The organism is Geobacillus lituanicus (assembly GCF_050994965.1).
In the GTDB taxonomy this organism is placed as follows: domain Bacteria; phylum Bacillota; class Bacilli; order Bacillales; family Anoxybacillaceae; genus Geobacillus; species Geobacillus stearothermophilus.
Window position 1 is genome coordinate 1020968 of the sequence record NZ_CP194773.1, and the last position, 23719, is coordinate 1044686.

Here is a 23719-nt window from a genome sequence, read left to right on the forward strand (position 1 = left end):
GATGTCATAGAATAGTGGGCTTACCCGTTTCCGAATGAGCAAATGAATCGGGAAGGGAGGAATGGAAATGGGGAACCGGCTCTTTATGCTGCTCGTCCTTCCGTTCCTTCTTTTTTATGCCTGGCCGGTGCAGGCGGCGGAAAAAGAAGAACGGACGTGGCAAGATGAAGCGATTTATTTCATTATGGTCGACCGGTTTAACAATATGGATCCGACGAATGACAAGGGCGTCAATGTCAACGATCCGAAAGGGTATTTCGGCGGCGACTTGAAAGGAGTGACGGCGAAACTCGATTACATCAAGGAGATGGGATTTACGGCCATTTGGCTGACGCCGATTTTCGAAAACATGCCGGGCGGATACCACGGGTATTGGATCAAAGATTTTTATCGCGTCGATCCGCATTTCGGCACGCTGGATGATTTGAAGACGCTTGTCAAAGAAGCGCACAAGCGCCATATGAAAGTCATCTTGGACTTTGTCGCCAACCATGTCGGCTACGACCATCCATGGCTTCGCGACCCGGCGAAAAAAGATTGGTTCCATCCGAAAAAAGAGATTTTCGACTGGAATGATCAAACACAACTAGAAAACGGATGGGTGTATGGGCTGCCGGATTTAGCGCAGGAAAATCCAGAAGTCAAGAAATATTTAATCGATGCGGCCAAATGGTGGATCAAAGAAACGGACATTGACGGCTATCGCCTCGATACGGTGCGCCATGTGCCAAAATCATTTTGGCAGGAGTTTGCCAAAGAAGTGAAATCGGTGAAACAAGACTTTTTCCTTCTTGGCGAAGTGTGGAGCGACGATCCGCGCTATATTGCCGAGTACGGCCAATACGGCATCGACGGTTTTGTCGATTATCCGCTGTATGGCGCGGTGAAGCAGTCGCTTGCTAGGCGCGATGCATCGCTCCGGCCGTTGTATGACGTCTGGGAATACAACAAAACGTTTTACGACCGCCCGTACTTGCTCGGGACGTTTTTGGACAATCACGATAACGTGCGGTTTACGAAACTTTCGATTGACAACCGCAACAATCCGATTTCACGCATCAAGCTGGCGATGACGTATTTGTTCACCGCCCCCGGCATCCCGATCATGTATTACGGAACGGAAATCGCCATGAACGGCGGCGAAGACCCGGACAACCGCCGCTTGATGGATTTCCGCGCCGATCCGGAGATCATCGATTACTTGAAAAAAATCGGCCCGCTCCGCCAACAGCTGCCGTCTTTGCGGCGCGGCGATTTTACGCTCCTGTATGAAAAAGACGGCATGGCGGTGTGGAAACGGCAATATAAAGATGAAACAACGGTTATCGCCATCAACAACACGGGCAAAACGCAGCACGTTCACCTAACGAACGACCAGCTGCCAAAAAACAAGGAACTGCGCGGCTTTTTATTGGACGATCTCGTCCGCGGCGATGGCGACGGATACGATCTTGTGCTCGACCGCGAAACGGCGGAAGTGTACAAACTGCGGGAAAAAACAGGGATCAACGTTTCGTTTATCGCCGCCATCGTATCGGTTTGCGTGTTGTTTCTTTTGTTTTTGTATTTGGTGAAAAAACGGGCGAAGCGGATGCCGGAATAGAGGGAAAGAAGGGATCTTATGACCGTTACGATTAAAGATGTAGCGAAACGAGCGAACGTTGCGCCGTCAACCGTCTCGCGCGTCATCGCCGACAGCCCGCGCATCAGCGAGAAGACGAAACAGCGGGTGCGCGAAGCGATGAAAGAGCTCGGCTATCACCCGAACTTTATTGCTCGCAGCCTCGCGAGCCAAATGACGCAAGTGATCGGCATCGTCATGCCGAGCTCCGCCGACCAAGCGCTGCAAAACCCGTTTTTCCCGGAAGTCATCCGCGGCATCAGCAAAGCCGCCCATGAAAAGCGATATGCTTTGCAAATGTCGACCGGAGAGAAAGAGAACGACATTTACGAGCGAGTCGTGGAGATGCTGCAAGGACGGCGCGTCGATGGCGTTATTTTGCTTTACTCACGGCAAAACGATAAGCTCATGAAGTACTTGTTAAAGCATGGCTTTCCGTTCGTCGTCATCGGCAAACCGAACCAAAAAGCGGAACAAGTGACCCATGTCGACAACGACAACGTCCAGGCGGGGAAAGATGCGGCAAACTGGTTGATCGCTCGCGGGCACGAACGCATCGCGTTTGTCGGCGGCAATCCGCAATATTTGGTGACCGTCGACCGCCAAACCGGCTACGCCGCGGCCTTGCAGGAGGCGGGGCTTCCGTACCGGCCGGAATACGTCGTCCATGCAGAATTTTTGCAGGAAGGCGGCCAAGAGGCGATGAAGGAGCTTCTTTCGTTGCCTGAGCCGCCGACCGGGCTTGTCGTCGTCGATGATCTCATGGCGCTCGGCATCTTGAAAACGCTTGATGAAATGGGGCTTGGCGTCCCGGAAGATGTTTCGATCGTCAGCTTCAACAACACGCTGCTCGCCGAAATGTCGCGTCCGCCGCTCACGTCGGTTGACATCGGCATTTTTCAGCTCGGCTACGAAGCGGCGAAAAGTTTAATGGAGAAAATCACCAACCCGAATGAACCGATCAAACGCATCATCATCCCGCACCGGCTCGTGGAACGGGGGTCGTGTGCGAGGCGGTAGATCAAGGAAGCGCTATTGGGGAAAAGGTGTCCGTCGCATGGACGGGCATCTTTTTCTATTTCTACATAGAACTTAGAAGGCAGGTGAAAAACCGCTGATTCCCTTCATCAATGGGGAAACGCGTGAAAATTAGGATCGATGCAACATTTTCTAGTTGAGAAATGAGATGGAAAAGCCGTATCTAGGATTAAATCACCAGCCTCCTAGAAGGTTAATCCTTGTTTTGCGGGGAGGAGAGAGGGAATGTTCCCGTATTATCATTTAGTTATCGTTGGATCTTCCGGTCTTTTTTCATATAGAAAAAACTTACTATGACTCCGTAGAAAAGATGCCCGATTTGCCAGCAAAGGAGCGCCACGCCTGAGGTCAAGGGCGGCGTTCGCTCTGACAGCGCGGTTGTCGGATAAAGGAGCAGACCAAGCAAAAAGCAAACAATGGGAATGCGGATCAACATTTGCTTATTGGTCCACTGTTGCTTGACCGCAACATAGAAAAGGCCTACTGCCAATATGATCGATATAAGTAAATGAAAAGAAAACTCGACCGCTTCCGGAAAAGCAAAGCGATTGAAAACGGGGACATAGTCGATATTTAGAAGCAGCGTATACAGTTTGATGTTCCAATATGTCTCAAGCATTTTAAAAAACAAGCCAAGCCATATGCCTGACACCAGGCCAGCCACACTCCCTTTTATGACAAGCGAGCGACTCATGATTTCTCTCCTTTCAAACACTATATGGGCTGACGGGAAGAAGCTGTCATCAAAATGTATCGACCTTCTATCCCCCGTCCTTTGTGTGAAGGGAACTAGTCCTTTACGCATGGCTCATCTGTTTTACAGATATCGTATGATACAAATTATACAAAAAGTTTGATGACACCTTCATATCTCATGAATCAAGGAAGGCACAAGTTTTTCAAGATGTGGAGATTGGTACGTTATGTTTCTTTCGATTGATGATCCGATTTGCAAAAAATGAAGCCTCGGTCATAGACAACGTACACTCAAGGAGAGATGGGGACGATTCACAAAAGCTCAATTGGTCAGAGGCATTCTCCGTTCGCCTTTCACGGTCAAAGAAAACACCCGCCCCATTCGGGACGGGTGGAGAGAAGAGGGGCACCTTGTAAAGAAGTAGAGGAACATCGTAGCTTTATCGTACTCGTTTTTTTACAATCACGCCATATTTTTGTGAGAAAAGGTAACGCGATTTTGTTAAAAAAGTTTGGCGCCAGTGGCTGTCACGGTCAATCGCTGATGAACTTGCCGCCATTTACATGAAGCATTTGTCCGGTCATGTACGACGACTCATCGCTCGCCAAAAAGACGTAGCACGGGGCGACTTCGCACGGTTGGCCGGGACGTTTCATCGGCGTGTTGGCGCCGAATGTGGCGACTTGCTCGCTTTTGAACGTCGACGGGATGAGCGGCGTCCAAATCGGGCCTGGGGCGACGCCGTTGACGCGGATGCCTTGGCCGACGAGCGCTTTGGCGAGCGAGCGGGTGAACGCGACGATCGCGCCTTTTGTCGCCGAGTAGTCGATGAGCTGTTCGTTTCCTTCGTAGGCGGTGATCGAAGCGGTGTTAATAATCGCGCTTCCGTTTTTTAAGTGCGGGAGCGCCGCTTTCGTTAGGAAAAAGTAGCCGAATACGTTCGTGCGAAACGTTTTTTCCAGCTGCGCGGCGGTGATGTTGAGAAAATTCGGCTGCGGGTGCTGTTCAGCGGCGTTATTGACGACGATATCGAGCTTGCCGAACGCTTCGATTGTTTGTTTCACCGCTTCTTTGCAAAACGTTTCATCGCCGATGTCGCCGGCGATGGCCAAGCACCGTTTTCCTTCCTGTTCGACGAGCCGTTTCGTTTCGTCGGCATCTTCATGTTCGTTGAGATAGAGAATCGCCACATCGGCCCCTTCTTTGGCGAAATGAACCGCGACCGCGCGGCCGATGCCGCTGTCGCCGCCGCTGATGATGGCGGTTTTGTTTTTGAGCTTGCCGCTTCCTTTATAACTATCTTTGATCGTGACCGGCTGCGGGTTCATCTCCGTTTGCAGGCCGGGCTGGCGCGTCTGGTGCTGCGGGGGCAGCGTTGTTTGTTGCTTTGTGACCATGTTTGTTCCTCCTTAGCATGTATTGTCATCGTTAGTATGGGACGGAGGAGGGGAATTATGTGTGAAGAGGGGATGGACCGTGCTGTTGAATAGATCTGGAAATTTGGGAAACATGTTTTTCTCTTCTGTTTTTTCGTTTCTTGCCATAGAAGTCTTGGGGGATTAGACAATCTTTACTTTTTGATTAAGCAAAGATAAAATGATTAGCAAAGAGGGAAGGAGGATTTGTGATGAAGCCATCCTCACATGAAACGTATACGTATTACTCCACACTTTCTTCGAAACATCAAGTGACGATTCCAATGAAGATCAGAGAAGTGCTTGGGGCAGAACCGGGAGACCAAGTCGCGTTTGTTTATGGGGAAAATCAAGAGGTGACGTTAAAGGTGAAAAAGAAAGATGCGTTGCTATCTTTGTTCGGCACCATGCCGCCTAGGGGGGACAGTCGTCCGATGACATGGGAGGATATTCGCAAACAGGCGAAAGAGGAACGGATGTCCAAGAGGGAAAAGAACGAGGAGTAGATGATAGGGAGAAGAGGATGAAAGGTGTATATTTTAGATACGAACATCATCATTCGTTTTTTAACCAATGACGATGAAGAACAATCTTTGGTTGCCTATCGGGTATTTGAAAAGGCGGTCAACGGTGAATTTGCGTTCCTATTGCATCCTCTTGTCGTGGCGGAATGCTGCTGGGTGCTCGAGTCGAAACGGTACGGGTATACGAAAGGAGAAATCGCAAGTAAGCTGAAGCAAATCATGGAGGCTTCTTGTATTAAGACGATAGACAAAGAAGTTGTTGGAAAGGCATTGGACGATTACGCCCGTTGCAGTGTCGATTTTGCTGACGCGTATCTTTCGGCGCTGGCGCAGCACACTGCATCCATCCAAGGGATCATCACCTGGAACGAAAAAGATTTTCGTCGGCTTGGCGTGGAATGCTATATGCCTGAATCCATCATTTGAATCAATGATGGTTGACACTTGAACAAACATCGCGATTTTCCTAGATCGCCAATTCCTCGTCTTTTTTTGCTAAAAAACGGGAAACATCTCCGCGGCCAAGGATTGGTGCGTAAAAAGCAAACGAGCTGGCTCGCATAGTCCAGCTCGTTTCCCGCTTATAAGACATTGAAATACCGCGCTTCTGGATGGGCGAAGACGATCGCCGAAACCGATGCTTCGGGTTCCATCATATAGCCGTCGGTGAGGCGGATGCCGATGTCTTCTGGATGAAGGAGGCGGAACAGTTTCTCTTGGTCTTCCAAGTTCGGACAGGCCGGGTAGCCGAACGAGTAGCGCTGGCCTTGGTATTTGGCGGCAAAGCGCTCTTCCATCGTGAAATCCGGGTCGTCCGGGAAGCCCCAACGGTCGCGCATAATTTGATGGATTCGTTCAGCGAACCCTTCGGCAATCTCGAGCGCCAACGCTTGGATGGCATGGCTTTTCAAAAATTCGCCTTCGTCTTTCCACTGTTGGGCGAGTTCGCGGACGCCATGCCCGGCGGTGACGGCGAACAAGCCGACGTAATCCATTTCGCCGCTTTCTTTCGATTTCAAATAATCGGCGAGGCAAAGATACGGCGCCCGCGGTTGGCGCGGAAAGTCGAACATCTCGAGCACTGTTTTGCCGTCAGTCGGATCGTAAATGTAAACCCGGTTGCCGTCGCTTTGTGCAGGGAAGAAGCGGTAGACGCCGGCGGGTTGAATCCAGCCGCGTTCTTTCGCTTCGGCAACGAGTTCGTCGACGACCGCTTTTAACGCCAACGCTTTTTCGTCCCGTTCTTCAAGCAGCCGCTTCACTTTTCCTTTCAAGCCGAGGTGGTGGCCGAGCACCATTTGCCAGTTGACGTACGGCAACACATGGTCAAGCGGCACGTTTCGCAGCACGTGGCGCTCGAGGTCGGCCGGGATGTAGACGGGAACGTCGGTCGAGACGTTCGATTTGAACGCGGTGGCGACCGCCGTTGGCCGCGTCGGCTCGCTTTCGGCCGTTTCTTTTTTCTTGTAGTCAATCTCGCCCTGCTGGATTTGGTTGGCAAGGGCAAGCCCGTCCATGGCGTCTTTCGCGTACAAGACAACGCCGTCGTACTCGGGTGCGATTTTGTTTTCGGTAAATTTGCGCGTCAAGGCGGCGCCGCCGACTAAAATGGGCGTTGAGATGCCCGCTTGCCGCAAATCTTGGGCGGTGACGACCATCTGTTGAGCCGATTTGACAAGCAAGCCCGACAACCCGATGATGTCGGGCTGATGTTCGCGCACCGCTTCAATGAGTTGCTGCGGAGCGACTTTAATGCCGAGGTCGATCACCTCGTAGCCGTTGTTGCTTAAAATGATGTCGACCAAGTTTTTGCCGATGTCATGGACATCGCCTTTGACGGTGGCGAGAATGACTTTTCCTTTTGTGCTTCCTTCTTTCTTTTCCATATACGGCTCTAAAAAGGCGACGGCCGCTTTCATCACTTCCGCGCTTTGCAATACTTCGGCGACGATGAGCTGGTTGTTGTTGAACAGCCGCCCGACTTCATCCATGCCGGCCATAAGCGGACCGTTGATGATCGACAGCGGATCGGAGTAGGTCTCAAGCGCCTTCTCTAAATCGGGAATGAGCCCGTCTTTCGACCCTTCAATAACGTAGCGGGCGAGCCGCTCTTCAAGGCTCAAGTTCTCCTCAGCCGGCTTGGCGGCGGTGATTTTGCTTCGGTAAAATTCGATAAAGGCGTTTAATGTTTCATCGCTCGTGTCAAACAAAAGCGCTTCGGCCATCCGCACTTCCTCTTCCGGAATCGAGGCGAACCGCTCAAGCTTCTCAGTGTTGACGATCGCATAATCGAGCCCAGCTTGCGTGCAATGGTACAAAAAGACGGAGTTGAGCACCTCGCGCCCGGCCGGCGGCAAGCCGAACGAGACGTTGCTGATGCCGAGCATCGTCAAGCACTCCGGCAGTTGCTCTTTAATGAGGCGAATGCCTTTGATCGTTTCATTCGCCGCGCCGATGTATTGCTCATCACCGGTGCCGACCGGGAAGACGAGCGGATCGAAAATGATGTCGCGCGCCGGCACCCCGTAGCGGTTAACGAGCAAGTCATACGAACGCAAGGCAATTTCCAGCTTCCGTTCGGCGGTGACCGCCATTCCTTGTTCATCGATCGTGCCGACGACGACAGCGGCGCCGTATTTGTGCAAGAGAGGAACGACTTTCGCAAACCGCTCCTCGCCGTCTTCCAAGTTGATCGAGTTAATGATCGCTTTTCCTTGCGAGTAGGTGAGGGCGCGTTCAATGACGCGCTCGTCGGTTGAATCGATGACAAGCGGCACTTTCACTTTTTTCACGACTTCGCGGACGAACTGTTCCATGTCATGGAGTTCGTCGCGGTCTGGGTCGGCGAGGCAAATGTCGATGACATGGGCGCCGTTTTTCACTTGGGCGCGGGCGATTTCCGCCGCTTCTTCGTATTTCCCTTCGGCGATGAGGCGTTTGAATTTGCGCGAGCCGATGACGTTTGTCCGCTCGCCGACAAAGAGCGGGCGCATCGTTTCATCATAAATGAGCGCCTCGATGCCGGAGACGGCGTGGACGTCAAACGAAGACGGGATCGCCCGCGGCGGGATGCCGCGCACCGCTTCGGCGATGGCGCGGATATGGTCCGGCGTCGTGCCGCAACACCCGCCGACGATGTTGATCCATCCTTTTTCGGCAAAGCGGCGGATTTTCTCTGCCAACATCTCCGGCGTTTCATGGTAGCGGCCTTCTTCATCCGGCAGCCCGGCGTTCGGATAGCAGCTGACCGCCGTGTCCGCAAGCGAGGCGAGCGTGCGCAAATGGTCGGTCATAAACTCCGGGCCGGTCGCGCAGTTTAAGCCGACGGCGATCGGCTTCATATGGCGCACCGAGATGAAAAACGCATCGATCGCCTGCCCGGCGAGTGTCGTGCCCATCGGTTCGATCGTGCCGGAAATCATGAGCGGCACGCGGCGGCCGACCGCTTCAAACGCCTTGGAAATGCCGAGAAATCCGGCTTTTACGTTCAACGTATCTTGGCACGTCTCCAGCAACAGAAGATCGACGCCGCCCAACAGCAGCCCGCGCGCTTGTTCTTCATAGGCGGCGACGAGTTCCTCAAAGGTCGCGCCGCCTGTCACCGACAACGTCTTCGTCGTCGGCCCCATCGACCCGGCGACAAAGCGCGGCCAGTCCGGGGTGGAGAACGCCTCCGCCGCTTGTTTGGCGAGCTTGGCCGCTTCGATGTTCAGCTCAAGCGCCAAATGACCGAGGTTGTATTCATCGAGCACAATGCGCGTCGCCCCGAACGTGTTCGTTTCGATGATGTCAGCGCCCGCTTCCAAATACGCTTCGTGAATGCGGCGGATGACAGGCGGGGCGGTGAGGGTCAAATATTCGTTGCACCCTTCATACGCCTCGCCGCCAAAATCGGCGGCTGATAGGTTGGCGCTTTGGATCATCGTCCCCATCGCGCCGTCAATGACGAGAATTTTTCGCTGCAGCTGCTGTTCTAAGGTGATGTTAGCCATGAACAACCTTCCTTTCTTTGGCGGCCGCTTCTTTTTCATGGATGTAGCGGACGAGCTCGACTGTCATGTCATAGCGCAAAAACGGCGTGATCAAATAAATGCCGTTAAACAAATCAAACGCCGCGTCAATGAGCGATTTGGCGATGGCAATTCCTTCGCGCGCCGCTTCTACTGGGTCGCTGCCGCAGGCGGCCATGCGGGCGCGAATCTCGTCCGACAGAGTGATCCCCGGCACTTCATGGTGCAAAAACTCGGCGTTGCGCGCGCTCACAAGCGGCATAATGCCGATGTAGATCGGCGTGGCGAGATGTTTCGTTGTTTCGTATATTTGCACGATTTTTTCTTCCGAGTAAACCGGCTGGGTCAAGAAATAGTGGGCGCCGCATTGAATTTTTTTCTCCATTCGCTCAACCGCTTTATCCAAATGGCGGACGTTCGGATTGAAGGCCGCACCGATCGAGAAGTTCGTTTTTTGCCCAAGCGGTTTGCCCGAGTACGATAATCCCTCGTTGAATTGGCTGATCAGGCGGATGAGATCGAATGACGACACATCATACACGGACGTCGCTCCCGGGAAATCGCCGATTTTCGACGGGTCGCCGGTAATAGCGAGCACGTCGGTGATGCCGAGCGTATGCAAGCCCATCAAATGCGACTGCAGGCCGATCAAGTTGCGGTCGCGGCACGTAATATGCACGAGCGGGCGGACGCCGAGCCGCTCTTTCACGATAGTGGCGACGGCGGCGTTGCTGATGCGCGGCGTGGCAAGTGAGTTGTCAGCTAACGTCAGTGCGTCGATGCCAGCGTCATGGAGCGCTTTCGCCCCAGCGAGAAACTTGTCAATGCCGAGTTGCTTCGGCGGATCGAGTTCGACAATGACCGAGCGGCGCGTGCGGGCGAGCTCGGGAAGCGGAGTCGGCGCGGGCCGATCGGCTTGCACCGATACAGATGCCGTGCGCCGCTTCACCGTTTTTTCCGTCACCGGCGTCCGGTCGGCGAGCGCCTTTGCCATTGCCTCAATATGTTTCGGCGTCGTGCCGCAGCACCCGCCGATCAAGCGCACCCCTTGATCGCGGAACGCTTTGGCCGCCTCTTCAAAATATTCCGCGTTCGTTTCATAGACAAGCCGGCCGTCGCGGTAATCCGGGAGGCTCGCGTTCGGATACGCCGACAAAAATGCGCGATTGGGCAGGGGCACTTCCTCAAGCGACTGAATCATATAGTGCGGACCAAGCCGGCAGTTGAGCCCGACAACATCGGCCCCGAGCGCCTCCAGGCGGCTAAGGGCGTCCGCGAGCGGCGTGCCGTCTTGCAAAACGCCGACTTCATGGAGCGACACATGGGCGATAATCGGCAAGTCCGTCTCTTTGCGCGCGATGGCAAGCACCGTCTCCAACTCTTCCAAATCGTAATACGTCTCCAGCAGCACACCATCAACCCCTTCGGCAAGCAGCACAAACAGCTGCTCGCGAAACGTCCGTTTCACTTCTTCGAGCGTGACGACGCTTTTGTTTAACGTGCGCAGCCCTCCGATCGTTCCGAGCACGTACGCCCCCCCATTGGCTGCTTGCTTCGCCAGTCTTACAGCGGCGCGATTGATCGTCGGCACCTCGTCTTGCAAGCCGTAGCGCGCGAGTTTCACATAGTTGGCGCCGTATGTATTCGTCTGAATGACATCGGCGCCCGCCGCGATATACGCTTCATGAATATGAATGATTTCGTCTGGATTCGATAGATTCAATTCTTCAAAACAACGGTCGACGCCATGCGAATATAACAGCGTCCCCATCGCTCCGTCGGCGATGAGAATGCGTTGTTTCAACTCATCGAGCAGCCCCACGTTTGATTCCCCCATTTCGTTGTAGTAAAAGAAAAAAGCCTTCTAAGAAGAAGACTTTTCGTTCGCTTCTTCTTATCTTCCAGGCTGTTGCCTGTCTGGATTTAGCACCTTGGCCGCGGGCCAGGTTGCTGAGGGTTCACCGGGCCAGTCCCTCCCCCTCTCTTGATAAGAATGTCCGTATGCGGTTGTTTATTTCGTCTTGACTATTACTATATAATTTAATGTATTTTTTGAAATTATTCAATACGGTGAAGCAAGGAAATTTGAAAAAACGATCAATGAGACAGCGGCTTTCCGCATTGCGGGCAAAATTGGAAGCTGTTCTGCGGAATAGTCAGCCGCTTTTTGTTTTTTAGTCGCCGACATGGCGGAAAGCATATTTTTCCGTTGCACTTTCTACTCTCCTATGTTCTAATTAGGAATAGTGAACATCAAGAAGATGGGGGGCTGAAAGTGAACGGAGAAATCATCCGCTTCGAGCGAGTGACGAAGGAATACGACGGCGCAGCCGTACTGGATGATGTCAGTTTTGCGATGGAGCGCGGGAAGTTTTATACGCTGCTTGGCCCGTCAGGGTGCGGGAAGACGACGATTTTGCGGCTGATTGCCGGGTTTATCGAACCGACGGAAGGAACGATTTATTTCCACGGGAAGCCGATTCAAAACGTCCCGCCGAACAAACGGCAAGTCAACACTGTTTTTCAAGACTATGCGTTGTTCCCTCACCTCGATGCGTTTGAAAACGTGGCATTTGGCTTGCGCGTGAAAAAGATGAAAGAAGCGGACATCCGCCAAAAAGTGAGCGAAGCGCTCCGGTTTGTCAACTTGGAAGGCTATGAGCGCCGCCGCATTCAAGAGATGTCCGGCGGCCAACGCCAGCGCGTCGCGATTGCGCGGGCGATTGTGAATGAGCCAGAAGTGTTGCTCTTGGATGAGCCGCTATCGGCCTTGGATTTGAAGCTGCGCACGGAAATGCAGTATGAACTTCGCGAACTGCAGCGCCGCTTAGGGATTACGTTCATTTTTGTCACGCATGATCAAGAAGAAGCGTTGGCGATGTCCGATTACATTTTTGTTCTGAATAAAGGAAAAATTCAGCAGTTTGGGACGCCGAAAGACATTTACGACGAGCCTGTCAATCGATTCGTCGCCGATTTCATTGGCGAATCGAACATTTTGTCAGGGCGCATGATCGACGATTTCCTCGTCGAATTTGCCGGCAAACAGTTTGCGTGTGTTGACCGCGGCTTCGCGCCAAACGAACCGGTCGATGTCGTCATCCGCCCGGAAGATTTGGAGCTCGCGGCGCCGGAAGACGGGCAGATCGTCATCCGCGTCGATTCGCTCTTATTCCGCGGTGTCCATTATGAAATTTGCGGCTATGACGAAAACGGAAACGAATGGCTTGTCCATTCGACGAAAAAGGCCGAAGTCGGGGAAACGGTCGGCCTTCGTTTTGAACCGGAAGCGATTCACGTCATGCGACTCGAAAAGGAGGATGAGGACGCATGACGGAACGGGCGTGGCGGAACTGGTATTTAATCCCTTATGGCATTTGGCTTGTGCTGTTTGTCGTGGCCCCGATTGTCTTTTTGGTGTATGAATCGTTTTTGGATCTTGACGGCCATTGGACGTTGTCCAACTACAAATCCGTGTGGACGCCCATTTATTTGAAAATGATGGCGTATTCGTTTTGGTATGCGTTTTTAATCACGCTTGTGTCGCTGCTCATCGGCTATCCGACCGCCTATTGGCTGACGAAGACGCGGCACAAGCAGCTATGGCTGTTGTTGCTTATTTTGCCGATGTGGGTGAATTTGCTGCTGAAGGTGTATGCGTTTTTAGGGCTGTTCGGCACGTACGGGCTGGCCAACGATTTGTTGAAAGCGCTGGGCGTCGGGCCGCGGCAGCTGTTGTTCACCGATTTCAGTTTTGTCTTTGTGTCGGTGTACATTTTTATTCCGTTTATGGTGCTGCCGATTTTCAACGCGCTGGAGGAGCTGCCGCCATCGCTTGTCGATGCCGCCCGCGATTTGGGCGCTTCGGCTTGGACGACGTTCCGCCGTGTCGTCTTTCCGCTCACGCTTGGCGGAGTGAAGGCCGGCTGCCAAGCGGTATTCATCCCGGCGCTGTCGCTGTTTATGATTACACGCCTTGTCGCTGGCAACCGCGTCATTACGCTCGGCACTGCCATTGAACAGCATTTTCTTGTCACCCAAAATTGGGGGATGGGGGCGACGATCGCGGTTGTGTTAATGATCGCGATGGCGGTCATCGTCGTCCTGACAGGAAGCGGAAGAAAAGAGGGAAGCCGATGAAACGGATGCAGGCATGGGGACGTGTGTACTTGTTAGTCGTGTTTGCCGTGATGTATATGCCGATTGTGTATTTGATGTATTATTCCTTCAACAGCGGCGGGGCGATGCACGATTTTCAATCGTTCACGCTCAAGTGGTACCGCGACGTGCTGTCCGACGACCGCTTGCCCATCATCGTTTTGAATACAATCGTCATCGCACTGTTGTCGGCGGCGGTTGCGACGATACTCGGGGTCATCGGGGCGCTCGCCATTTACTATGTCAAGCGGCAACGGACGAAAAACGCTCTTCTCGCCCTCAACAACGTGCTGATCGTCAGCCCAGACGTCATCATCGGTGCTTCGTTTTTGCTGCTGTTTACAATCGCTGGCATCAAGCTCGGCTTTACATCCGTGCTGTTGTCCCATATCGCTTTTAGCGTGCCGATTGTCGTGTTAATGGTGCTGCCGAAACTGGAAGAAATGAGCCCGACGCTGATTGATGCGGCTAGAGATTTAGGAGCCAGTCATTGGCAAGTGCTGTCCGGTGTGGTGCTGCCGTTTTTGGCTCCGAGCATATGGGCGGGCTTTTTCATGGCGCTCACGTATTCGCTCGATGACTTTGCCGTGACCTTTTTTGTCACGGGAAATGGGTTCTCGACGCTGTCGGTGGAAATTTATTCGCGGGCGCGCCAGGGCATTTCCTTATCGATCAATGCGCTGTCGACGCTGCTATTTTTATTTACGATGCTGCTCGTCATCGGCTATTACGTGCTCAGCCGAAAAGGCGGCCGCTTGTACGGGATAGGGGGGCGAAAGTAGGTGAGACGGCTTGTCCAAGGATTTGCGGCTGTGTTCATCGCCGCGTTCGTCCTGATGTTTGTCACTCATCGGCTGAACGAAGCGGAAGGGTACGGCGGAGGCAAAACGGTGACGGTCTACAACTGGGGCGATTACATTGACCCCGCGCTCATTCGCGAATTTGAAAAAGAGACAGGGTGGAAAGTGATTTACCAAACGTTTGATTCCAATGAGGCGATGATGGCGAAAATCGCCCAAGGCGGGGCAACGTTTGACGTCGCCGTTCCATCCGATTACGCCATCAGCAAAATGATCGAAGAAAAGCTGCTTCTGCCGCTTGATCACCGAAAGCTTCCCAATTTGCAATATATCGAACCGCGGTTTCTCAACTTGCCGTTTGATCCGCACAACCGGTATTCCGTGCCGTATTTTTGGGGGACGGTCGGCATCGTCTACAACCGCGAGATGCTTGGCGGCAAGACCATCACAAGCTGGAACGACTTATGGAACCCGGACTTGCGCAATCAAATTTTGCTTGTCGACGGGGCGCGCGAAGTGATGGGGATGGCGCTAAACAGCCTCGGCTATTCGCTCAATGACACGAACAAAGCCCACTTGCAAGAAGCCAAGCGGAAGCTCGATCGGCTCATGCCGAATGTGAAGGCGATTGTCGGCGATGAAATCAAGCTGCTGCTTGCCAATGAAGAAGCAGCCATCGGCGTCGTCTGGTCAGGCGATGCGGCCGAAATCATTGCCAAAAACGACAAGCTCGACTATGTCGTGCCGAAAGAAGGTTCCAACTTATGGTTTGACAACATGGTCATTCCGAAAACAGCGAAAAACATCGAAGGGGCGCACGCGTTCATCAACTTTATGCTCGACCCGAAACACGCGGCGCAAAACGCCGAGTATGTCGGCTATTCGACGCCGAATAAAAAGGCGCTTCGCTATTTGCCAAAAGACATCGCGGGCGATCGCCGCTTCTACCCCGATTTGGATTCAGCAGGGCCTCTCGAAGTGTACGAAAACTTGGGAAAACACATGCTCGCCTACTACAACGAACTGTTTTTGCAGTTTAAGATGCAGCAAAAGTGAACAAGCGATGTCCCCTTTACCAACGAAGCGAGCGCCGTCTTCATTCATGAGGACTGGCGCTCGCTTTTTTGGCAGAAGGGCTGAGCGGCTTCTTTTTTCGGGATGGTCAGTGTCTCCCAGCGATCGGCGTTCAGATGTTTGATAATATAGACGATTTGTCTGATATGATATGAATAATGGTATGCTTACAGGTGGTGCGGTAACGGTAAAAGTGAGAAAGCCGTTGCGATGTACTAAAATGATGTGTCGGTGAATGTAGACGAGATTGTATTGGAACGACATTGAGAAGAACGAACATATCCGGGGTGTTGCGTCCTATAAAGGTCGGACAGTGTCAGGATTTTTGTTTGCAGGCAGTGCTCACCATGTTTGCCAAGTGTGTCATTAATCATAGAGGGATTTTCGTCTTGATCTCCCATTTCTCCTTCTCGTGCAGAAAATCAGGAGGATTTTTCATCCAGATGTCGAATGAGTGCTTAAAACATAAAGTTGTTGAGCAATAAAAAGAAGATGGCCAATAAGGGGGCACGAGGATGAACATTCATAAGTTCGTGATGCCCGAAGTGATTTTTGGCAACGGTTCCATTCATCAAGTAGGGGAAAGTTGTCTAAGGCTTGGTGCGACAAATGTGTTGATTGTCAGCGATCCAGGTGTTGCGGAAGCCGGTTGGCTCGATGTTGTCATTAAGAGTTGCAGACAGGCAGGATTAAAATACGCGACATTTTGTGATGTAACAATAAATCCAAAGGACGAAGAAGTAAAAAAAGGCTGTGAAGCATATCTTGAGAATGAATGCGATGCTATCATTGGAATCGGTGGAGGAAGTTCTATTGATGCCGCAAAGGCTGTCGCCATTCTTGCTACAAACGGTGGACAAATTCATGAATATGAGGGAGTGGATAAAATTCAATTTCCCCTTCCTCCTCAAGTGATGGTTCCAACAACAGCAGGGTCAGGATCAGAAGTATCCCAATTTTCTGTTATTGTTAATACAAAAGAGAAAAAAAAGATGACGATCATTTCCCGATCTCTTATTCCTGATATTGCAATTATTGATCCAGAAACATTGTCGACAAAAAGCGCTCATTTAACTGCCTCAACAGGATTAGATGTTTTAACGCATGGCATTGAGGCGTATGTAAGTCTAGCAGCTACACCGCTTACAGACGTTCAAGCTCAAAACGCTATTTCTTTAGTAGGAAAATATTTGCGCCCTTCTGTCGCCTCTAAAATCAACCAAGAGGCAAAAGCAAATATGGCAATGGCGAGTTTACAGGCAGGATTGGCTTTTTCCAACGCGATTTTAGGCGCTGTTCATGCCATGTCCCATGCTGTCGGGGGAAGGCATCCTCTTCTTCATGGGGATATAAACTCTATATTGCTTCCGCATGTGATGGAGTTCAATCTGTTGGCGAATCCGAAAAAATTTGCTGATATTGCTTATTTTCTCGGAATTGATACGCGCGGCATGTCCTATATGGAAGCGGGAAGAAAGGCGATTGAGTATGTAAAACGATTGGCAGAGGATATTGGGGTGCCGCAGCGATTATCGGATATAGGAGTGAAACAAGAAGAAATACGGAAAATGAGTTTGGTCGCCTTTCATGACGCATGTATGATCACCAACCCTCGTGATATCACTGTAGAAGAAATTGAGGAAATATTCAGAAAGGCGTGGTAAACAAAATGAATGACCGGCAACAACTCATTAGCCTTTTAACAGGAGTTCAATCTTCGAAAAAAAGTTATTACACAGAATTAAAAAAGATGGTTACAGAGTTAAAAAAGAAAAATATGCAGTTGGAGATTATTAATGATATTACAAAAAGCTTCAATATTGATATATCAATGGATGAAATGATGAAAAATAGTATGGATAAATTGAAAACAATTTTTCCAGTGGAACGAATCAGCTTATCGTTATGTGAAAATCATAAATTAGTCCTGAATCCGTGACAAAACATCTTTACAATGGTCGCAAACCGTTGATACGATAAGGGAAAACGACGTTGACGATTCTTCATCAAGTAGGTGATATGATGAAAGATTTCCCGATTCGGTTTGTATTGACAGATGAAGCGATTACCCCAAGTGCTGGGCTTGCTCTCGTTGGCTACTTACTCCATCGAACGAAACTGGATAAACGGGTAAACGCACTTCGGCTTCCAACGGTTCGTCGAGAAGTGCACATTTCCCATAGCGATGTCATTCGCTCGATGATTGGCTTGCTTGCCACAGGAAAAACGGATTTCGATCATATCGAAGCGTATCGTCAGGACGATATCTTTTCGGCATCGATGGGGATTCAGCACGTGCCTTCCTCTCCAACCTTGCGACAACGACTCGATCAGCTCGCTTGTCTTCCGATGACCGAAACGATTCTTTGGGAGGAGTCCATACGTCTGTTGATTCAACGACATGCCACTTTGTCCCCTTGTTGGACCAAAGGAAAGACGACATGGCTTCCCCTTGATATAGATGGTTCCCCATTTGACAACTCCGATACGAAAAAAGAAGGAGTCAGTCGAACGTATAAAGGATTTGACGGTTTTACACCGTTGTTTGCGTATGCAGGGAAGGAAGGGTATCTCGTTCATGCCGAGTTGCGTCCAGGGAAACAACATGTGCAAGACAACATGCCCTCGTTTTTAGTCACCGCTATCCGTCGAGCTCGTCAACTGACTTCATCTCGTCTGCTTGTTCGCATGGATGCAGGAAACGATGCAGAAGCGAATGTGCACGTATGCCTAAAGGAAGACGTGGACTTTGTCATCAAGCGAAACTTACGCCGAGAATCGAAAGCGCTTTGGTTCCAGATCGCTTCGCAAAAGGGCAGACGCGTCGATGATGGACAAAGCGAAGGAGTACAAACCTATGAGCTATGCCTTCCACAGAAGGCAGCGATCGATGGAAACACGTATACGTACGTTCAAGTCACCCAAGTGACGGAACGAACGATGGAACGCAATGGACAGCTGATGCTCGTTCCTGATTATGAAGTGGAAAGCTATTGGGTGCGGCTCAAAGGATACGAGCATGTTCGAATGAGCGATGTGCTCGCGTTGTATCATGACCATGCGACATGCGAACAGTTTCATAGCGAACTGAAGAGCGACTTAGATTTAGAGCGGCTTCCATCTGGGAAGATGAAAACGAATGCGCTCGTGTTGGTCATGGGAGCCTTCGTTTACAATCTTCTTCGTCTGATTGGACAAGATCTATTAAGCGATCCGAGACATCCGTTGCACCACAAAGTGAAACGCCGTCGCATCAAGACGATTATTCAGACGGTGATCACGATGGCAGGTCGACTCGTCCGCCGATCACGACAGATCTGGATGAAACTGACGCGAAGGAGTGGGTACAGTATACTCCTACTGAATGTGTATCAAAAATGGAAAGAGGCAAGATAACAAACAGATGTTCGGGTACTCATATCCATCACTCCCCCCTGTACTTTTTTTGTCTCTTTTTTGGTTTGTATCTCCATAAAAGAGGATTTATCTCGTTTTCAAACATGAAAGTGGTGCAGGGAATCATCAAAAAAAGGGATGTATGGATCATATATCCATAGAACTAACACCAAAATCAAAGTTGATTTCCAACCATCACGGATTCAGGATCGATGTGAAACTTCCAGATGCAAATGGTTTAAATTTATTAAAACAGTTAAAACGCTCATGTCCTTCTTGTAAAGCTGTTGTAATGACAGGCTATAGCACAGTAAAGACAGCGGTTGAAGCGATTAAACATGGAGCAAACGACTATATTGAAAAGCCGTTTGACGATATTGAACAGTTAGAGCGATTAATCGATGAATTATTAAGTGATGGTCCTCTTTCATCCCAAGATGATATGTATAAGCTGGCTGAGACGCTCGGTTTCATTGTTGGAACAAATAAAGAGATGAATGATTTGCTTAAATTAGCTTATAAAATTGCGAAAAAAAATGTGAACGTGTTGATTGAAGGAGAGACGGGGACTGGAAAAGAAGTGCTCGCTCATTTTATCCACAACGCGAGCATGCGCTATGACCAGCCTTTTATTGGGGTGAATTGTGGCGCTGTTTCGGAAACACTGTTAGAAAGCGAATTGTTTGGACATGAAAAAGGAGCGTTCACAGGAGCGGTAAAAGAAAAAAAGGGGATTTTTGAAATTGCTAACCGTGGCACGTTATTTTTAGATGAAATTGGAGAAGCGTCTCTCGCGACGCAAGTAAAACTGTTAAGAGTGCTAGAAACAGGGGAGTATATTCGCGTCGGGGGTGAAACGATCCGCAAAACGAATACACGCATTATTGCTGCTTCGCATGTCAATCTGGCAAAAGCAGTCGAGGAGAAGACGTTTAGAGAGGATTTATTATACAGATTAGATGTTGTGAAACTTACCATTCCTCCGCTTCGAGAACGGCTCGAAGATCTTCCAATTTTGATTGATTATTTTTTAAAAAAACTAAATACACCTCTATCGTTTTCAGAGGACTGTATTTCCCGTATGAAACAGTATCATTGGCCGGGGAATGTGAGAGAATTGTTTAATGTTGTTAAAAGGGCGGTAACTTTAGCGGAAGGAGAAACAGAGGTGATCACCCTTGACTATTTGCCGGAGAAGCTTAAGATTCCGTTGCATTTAGGGCAAGTATCGAATAGCGTGCGAAGTCCAAAAGATGGAGTAGAAGACTTAGAAGCTTATTTGCAAGAATGGATGAATGGTGTGCTAGCACTATGGAGAAACAGTGATCGGTTAGATCTTGAACATGTATTATCTTCAGTGAAAGAACTAGAAACGAAAATCGGCCGATCTTTTGTACTGAAAATGTTAAAAGAAACGTTAGGAAATCGTAAAGAAGCAGCAGAACGGTTAAATATCACCGTACGAACATTAAGATATTTATTAAAAGAAAAAGGAGCTGATCCAAAAGCGTAAATGGCTTTCGGATCAGCTTTTTGTTGCTTGATTGATCAGAAAAATCCTAATGGTTTTGGATTGTACTCACATTTCGCACCCTCCCAACGAAAATCGGGAGGATTTTTTCGTTCCGATGTCGAATGAATCCTTGACACACAAGGAAAGTGAAGGAGTTTTTCTCTCATGAACGTTCAAGTCAAAAAGGTCTATCGTAATGATTATTTGAATATAATAAGTGCCCTATTCAAGAAACTGGGCCTGCCCCAATTGATTGACCATCTCGTTCCCGTTGATCCACAGTGCCAGACTCGAGTCAGCGATGCCGTTCAGGCCATCATCTACAATCTGTTTGACGGCCGGCAAGCCCTCGTTCACGTGGAACGATGGGCTCAGGAGATCGATCTAGAGAAACTCATCCGTCCCGGTCTCCATCCTTCCTGGTTGAACGACGATGCCTTGGCTCGTCATCTCGACCGCTTGTATGAGGCCGACATTCACAAGGTGATCAGCACTTGCTTGATTCACATTTATCGCAAAGAAGGCCTTTCCCTCCGAGCCTTTCACGCCGATACGACGGACAAGACGGTTTACGGCGCGTATGAATCGGCCTCATTAGAGGCTTTGCAGATCACACATGGCTATAACCGCCATCATCGTTGGCAAAAACAGATCGGCTTCGGACTGGTCGGCAACGAGGACGGCATCCCGTTTTACGGCGATGTGCACGACGGCAACCTGCCTGACAAAACGTGGAATCCGGAGGTGCTGTCCCGTGTCCACGAACAGCTCAAACAAGCCAAGATGGAAGACGAATGGATTTACGTGGCCGATTCCGCCGCGATGACAAAAGACACTCTGGCGCAAACCAAAGCGGCCAACGCCTTTTTGATCACCCGAGGCCCTTCGTCGCTTCGGATCGTGAAACGGGCATTAGCGGAGGCCGATTCGCCTCACATCCCGTGGAGCGAACCCTTTACCCTGGCGGAGAGAAACGGCGCCACGTACCGGGTATGGGAAACATCCTCCACCTATGAAGGCCACCCCGTTCGGCTGATCGTCGTCGAATCGAGTGCGCTCGACCAGCGAAAAGGAAAGACGCTCGAAAAAGAACGAACCAAAGAAGCGGAGCTTCTTCGCGAGGAACAAGCCCATTGGGAGCGCCACCCTTTCTCCTGCCGGGAAGATGCCGAACAAGCCTTGGCGTCCCTCAAGGCGTCCCTTCGCCCCCGGTTTCATCGGGTTGAGGCCGCGGTCGAAGAGATCGTACGCCCGAAAAAACGGCGCGGACGGCCGAAAAAAGGGGCGGAACCCGAGGTGGAGACGCTGTATTTCTTGCACCTTGACGTCGAATTCGACCAAGACGCGTGGGAACAGGCGAGACGGAAAGCGTCCCGGTTTGTCCTTGTCACGACCGTTCCGAAGGAATGGAAGGGCCAACCCATGGATGCCCAAGAGATCTTGAAGCTATATAAAGGGCAGATCTCGGTGGAAATGAACTTCGCTTTTTTGAAAGATCCGTTTTTCACGGATGAGATTTACGTCAAAAAACCAGAACGGGTCGCAGTATTAGGCTATTTGTTTCTGTTGGCCTTGGCGATTTACCGCGTTTTTCAGCGCCGAGTGCGTCAGTTTATTACTCCAGAACACCCGTTGAAGGGTCCTGGAGGCCGCAAGCTGACCCGGCCGACGGGACAGGCGATTTTTCAGCTGTTTCAATATGTGAACGTCGTCCTGTTCAAGCTGCCGGATGGGCGCATCCAACGCTCACTGGATCGCTCCCTTACCCCTGATCAGCGAAGGATTCTGCAGGGGTTGGGGCTGGATGAGAGCATTTACGTGTAACGTCATACGGAACGACCAGCGATGGTAAAAAAAGGATTGCCATCGCTCGTTGTGTTGGTCAAAAAGTTATTCTGAAAAACTAAATAAAAAATCCTTTGTTTTGACCTTGTTAGGGTGCGAAATGTGAGATTGTAGCTAACGAGTAAATTTTTCGTTTGTTGATAGTGCGCTAACATCATATGATGGGTTTCACGACCGATCCCAGATTGTTTATATCCTCCAAAAGCAGCATGGGCCGGATAAGCATGGTAGCAATTTGTCCAAACTCTTCCTGCCTGAATGCCTCTTCCGAAACGGTAAGCCAAGTTGATGTTTCTCGTCCATACCCCGGCACCAAGGCCGTACAACGTATCATTAGCGATCTCCAAAGCTTCCTGTTCATCTTTAAATGTTGTCACTGAGACTACTGGACCGAAAATTTCTTCTTGGAAAATGCGCATTTTATTATGTCCTTTAAATACGGTTGGCTTGATATAATACCCGTTTTCGAATCCAGGGATTATGTTTTTTTCGCCGCCAATTAGGCATTCGGCGCCCTCTTGTTTTCCAATATCAATGTATGCAAGAATTTTTTCCATTTGTTCTGCTGAAGCTTGCGCTTCCATCATTGTGCTTGTATCAAGTGGATTTCCTGTTCGAATCTTTTTCACGCGTTCAAGAGCGCGCTCCATAAATTCGTCATAAATGGACTCATGGATGAGAGCACGAGAAGGGCACGTACAAACCTCGCCCTGGTTTAAAGCGAACATGACAAATCCTTCAATCGCTTTATCTAAAAAGTCATCGTCTTTTTCCATTACATCAGGAAAGAAGATGTTTGGGGATTTGCCGCCCAATTCCAGTGTAACAGGAATAATATTTTGTGAAGCGTACTGCATAATCAGCCGCCCTGTCGTTGTTTCACCGGTAAATGCGATTTTGGCGATACGTGGACTAGAAGCTAATGGTTTGCCAGCTTCTAATCCGAACCCGTTGACAACATTGAGCACTCCAGGCGGCAACAGATCACCAATCAACTCCATAAGCACCATAATTGATGCCGGAGTTTGTTCAGCTGGTTTTAGCACAATGCAGTTTCCGGCAGCAAGCGCAGGAGCAATTTTCCATGCTGCCATCAATAATGGAAAATTCCATGGGATAATTTGCCCGACAACGCCGAGTGGTTCATAAAAATGGTACGCGATCGTATCGTCATCAATTTGGCTGATTGTTCCTTCTTGAGCGCGTATGGCTCCAGCGAAATAACGAAAATGATCGATGGCTAGGGGTAGGTCGGCGTTTAACGTTTCACGGATCGGTTTGCCGTTATCCCATGTTTCGGCAACCGCTAACATTTCTAAGTTTTCTTCCATTCGATCAGCGATTTTATTTAAAATCAACGCTCTGTCAGCCGGTGATGTTTTTCCCCAAGCTTCTTTTGCCGCGTGTGCTGCATCTAACGCCAATTCAATATCCTCAGCCTGCGAGCGTGCTACTTCACAAAATACTTCTCCTGTTATGGGTGTAATATTTTGGAAATATCGACCCGAAATAGGCGGTATCCATTCTCCGTTAATATAGTTATCGTATCTTGTTTTGAATTGAACTTTTGCATCTTTTTCGCCTGGTTTGCTGTAAATCATTTGCATCCTCCTTGTGTCATAAAGTTT

17 protein-coding genes, 3 pseudogenes and 1 riboswitch are annotated in these 23719 nt (G+C 50.1%); of the genes and pseudogenes, 13 read left to right on the forward strand and 7 right to left on the reverse strand.

Going from position 1 to position 23719, the window contains the following annotated elements; translation table 11 throughout:
* Positions 1 to 67 precede the first annotated feature (67 nt).
* Together ACR1UW_RS05145 and ACR1UW_RS05150 are read left to right on the forward strand one after the other, a co-directional pair.
* Positions 68 to 1603 (forward strand): alpha-amylase family glycosyl hydrolase, encoded by a 1536-nt coding sequence (locus ACR1UW_RS05145; RefSeq protein WP_033013805.1) that lies wholly within the window; start codon positions 68 to 70, stop codon positions 1601 to 1603.
* Between the two features lie 18 nt (positions 1604 to 1621).
* On the forward strand, positions 1622 to 2641 hold the full coding sequence (locus tag ACR1UW_RS05150) for a LacI family DNA-binding transcriptional regulator (protein ID WP_498934769.1): 1020 nt from the start codon (positions 1622 to 1624) through the stop codon (positions 2639 to 2641).
* Positions 2642 to 2906: 265 nt separating this feature from the next.
* Here the strand turns inward: ACR1UW_RS05150 and ACR1UW_RS05155 are convergent, their stop codons facing one another.
* Both ACR1UW_RS05155 and ACR1UW_RS05160 read right to left on the reverse strand, forming a co-directional pair.
* The gene (locus ACR1UW_RS05155; RefSeq protein WP_498934771.1) at positions 2907 to 3464 is read right to left on the reverse strand and encodes a hypothetical protein; all 558 of its coding nucleotides are present in this window, start codon (positions 3462 to 3464) and stop codon (positions 2907 to 2909) included.
* A 425-nt stretch (positions 3465 to 3889) separates the two neighbouring features.
* Positions 3890 to 4753: an SDR family oxidoreductase gene (locus tag ACR1UW_RS05160; RefSeq protein WP_498934773.1), complete on the reverse strand. Its 864-nt coding sequence runs from the start codon at positions 4751 to 4753 to the stop codon at positions 3890 to 3892.
* 230 nt (positions 4754 to 4983) lie between these two features.
* On the opposite strand from ACR1UW_RS05160, the gene ACR1UW_RS05165 reads away from it, so the two are divergent.
* Together ACR1UW_RS05165 and ACR1UW_RS05170 are read left to right on the forward strand one after the other, a co-directional pair.
* On the forward strand, positions 4984 to 5277 hold the full coding sequence (locus tag ACR1UW_RS05165; protein ID WP_013523104.1) for an AbrB/MazE/SpoVT family DNA-binding domain-containing protein: 294 nt from the start codon (positions 4984 to 4986) through the stop codon (positions 5275 to 5277).
* A gap of 24 nt (positions 5278 to 5301) precedes the next feature.
* Entirely contained in the window at positions 5302 to 5721 is a 420-nt protein-coding gene (locus ACR1UW_RS05170; RefSeq protein WP_020754586.1) for a type II toxin-antitoxin system VapC family toxin, read from the forward strand.
* A 155-nt stretch (positions 5722 to 5876) separates the two neighbouring features.
* On the opposite strand, the gene metH is transcribed toward ACR1UW_RS05170, so the two are convergent.
* The 3 genes from metH to ACR1UW_RS05185 form a co-directional block, all read right to left on the reverse strand.
* Complete coding sequence (gene metH, locus ACR1UW_RS05175; RefSeq protein ID WP_498934776.1) at positions 5877 to 9287, reverse strand: methionine synthase; 3411 nt, start codon at positions 9285 to 9287, stop codon at positions 5877 to 5879.
* Complete coding sequence (locus ACR1UW_RS05180; protein ID WP_498934778.1) at positions 9280 to 11127, reverse strand: bifunctional homocysteine S-methyltransferase/methylenetetrahydrofolate reductase; 1848 nt, start codon at positions 11125 to 11127, stop codon at positions 9280 to 9282. Before ACR1UW_RS05180 ends, metH begins: the two co-directional genes overlap by 8 nt.
* 69 nt (positions 11128 to 11196) lie before the next feature.
* Positions 11197 to 11299, reverse strand: a riboswitch (SAM riboswitch).
* 68 nt (positions 11300 to 11367) lie between these two features.
* The gene (locus ACR1UW_RS05185) at positions 11368 to 11520 is read right to left on the reverse strand and encodes a hypothetical protein (RefSeq protein WP_157807507.1); all 153 of its coding nucleotides are present in this window, start codon (positions 11518 to 11520) and stop codon (positions 11368 to 11370) included.
* Positions 11521 to 11580: 60 nt separating this feature from the next.
* Between ACR1UW_RS05185 and ACR1UW_RS05190 the strand changes: the two genes are divergently transcribed.
* The 4 genes from ACR1UW_RS05190 to ACR1UW_RS05205 are packed head-to-tail and all read left to right on the forward strand — an operon-like array spanning position 11581 to position 15319.
* Positions 11581 to 12639 carry an ABC transporter ATP-binding protein gene (locus tag ACR1UW_RS05190; RefSeq protein ID WP_498934780.1) on the forward strand — a complete coding sequence of 353 codons (1059 nt, stop codon included), beginning with the start codon at positions 11581 to 11583 and terminating at the stop codon, positions 12637 to 12639.
* Complete coding sequence (locus ACR1UW_RS05195) at positions 12636 to 13445, forward strand: ABC transporter permease (RefSeq protein ID WP_033010565.1); 810 nt, start codon at positions 12636 to 12638, stop codon at positions 13443 to 13445. Before ACR1UW_RS05190 ends, ACR1UW_RS05195 begins: the two co-directional genes overlap by 4 nt.
* The gene (locus ACR1UW_RS05200) at positions 13442 to 14245 is read left to right on the forward strand and encodes an ABC transporter permease (RefSeq protein ID WP_050368316.1); all 804 of its coding nucleotides are present in this window, start codon (positions 13442 to 13444) and stop codon (positions 14243 to 14245) included. Before ACR1UW_RS05195 ends, ACR1UW_RS05200 begins: the two co-directional genes overlap by 4 nt.
* Positions 14246 to 15319, forward strand: coding sequence for an ABC transporter substrate-binding protein (locus ACR1UW_RS05205; RefSeq protein WP_050368317.1), 1074 nt, complete (start codon positions 14246 to 14248; stop codon positions 15317 to 15319). It begins immediately after the preceding gene.
* A gap of 44 nt (positions 15320 to 15363) precedes the next feature.
* On the opposite strand, the pseudogene ACR1UW_RS05210 reads toward ACR1UW_RS05205, so the two are convergent.
* Positions 15364 to 15489 (reverse strand): annotated as a pseudogene (locus ACR1UW_RS05210) (DUF1572 family protein); the annotation flags it as partial.
* A 363-nt stretch (positions 15490 to 15852) separates the two neighbouring features.
* Here ACR1UW_RS05210 and ACR1UW_RS05215 point away from each other — a divergent pair.
* From ACR1UW_RS05215 to ACR1UW_RS05235, 5 genes and pseudogenes are all read left to right on the forward strand, one after another.
* Positions 15853 to 17001, forward strand: a complete 1149-nt coding sequence (locus tag ACR1UW_RS05215) for an iron-containing alcohol dehydrogenase (protein WP_498934784.1) — start codon at positions 15853 to 15855, stop codon at positions 16999 to 17001.
* Between the two features lie 5 nt (positions 17002 to 17006).
* Positions 17007 to 17267: pseudogene (locus ACR1UW_RS05220) on the forward strand (histidine kinase); the annotation flags it as partial.
* A 92-nt stretch (positions 17268 to 17359) separates the two neighbouring features.
* The gene (locus ACR1UW_RS05225; protein WP_012748994.1) at positions 17360 to 18733 is read left to right on the forward strand and encodes an IS1380-like element ISGsp2 family transposase; all 1374 of its coding nucleotides are present in this window, start codon (positions 17360 to 17362) and stop codon (positions 18731 to 18733) included.
* Positions 18734 to 18875: 142 nt separating this feature from the next.
* Positions 18876 to 20246, forward strand: a complete 1371-nt coding sequence (locus tag ACR1UW_RS05230) for a sigma-54-dependent transcriptional regulator (protein ID WP_498934786.1) — start codon at positions 18876 to 18878, stop codon at positions 20244 to 20246.
* Between the two features lie 165 nt (positions 20247 to 20411).
* Entirely contained in the window at positions 20412 to 22070 is a 1659-nt protein-coding gene (locus ACR1UW_RS05235) for an IS1634 family transposase (RefSeq protein ID WP_011229657.1), read from the forward strand.
* Positions 22071 to 22198: 128 nt separating this feature from the next.
* Here ACR1UW_RS05235 and adh read toward each other — a convergent pair.
* A pseudogene (adh, locus tag ACR1UW_RS05240) lies at positions 22199 to 23692 on the reverse strand (aldehyde dehydrogenase); the annotation flags it as partial.
* Between the last annotated feature and the right edge of the window lie 27 nt (positions 23693 to 23719).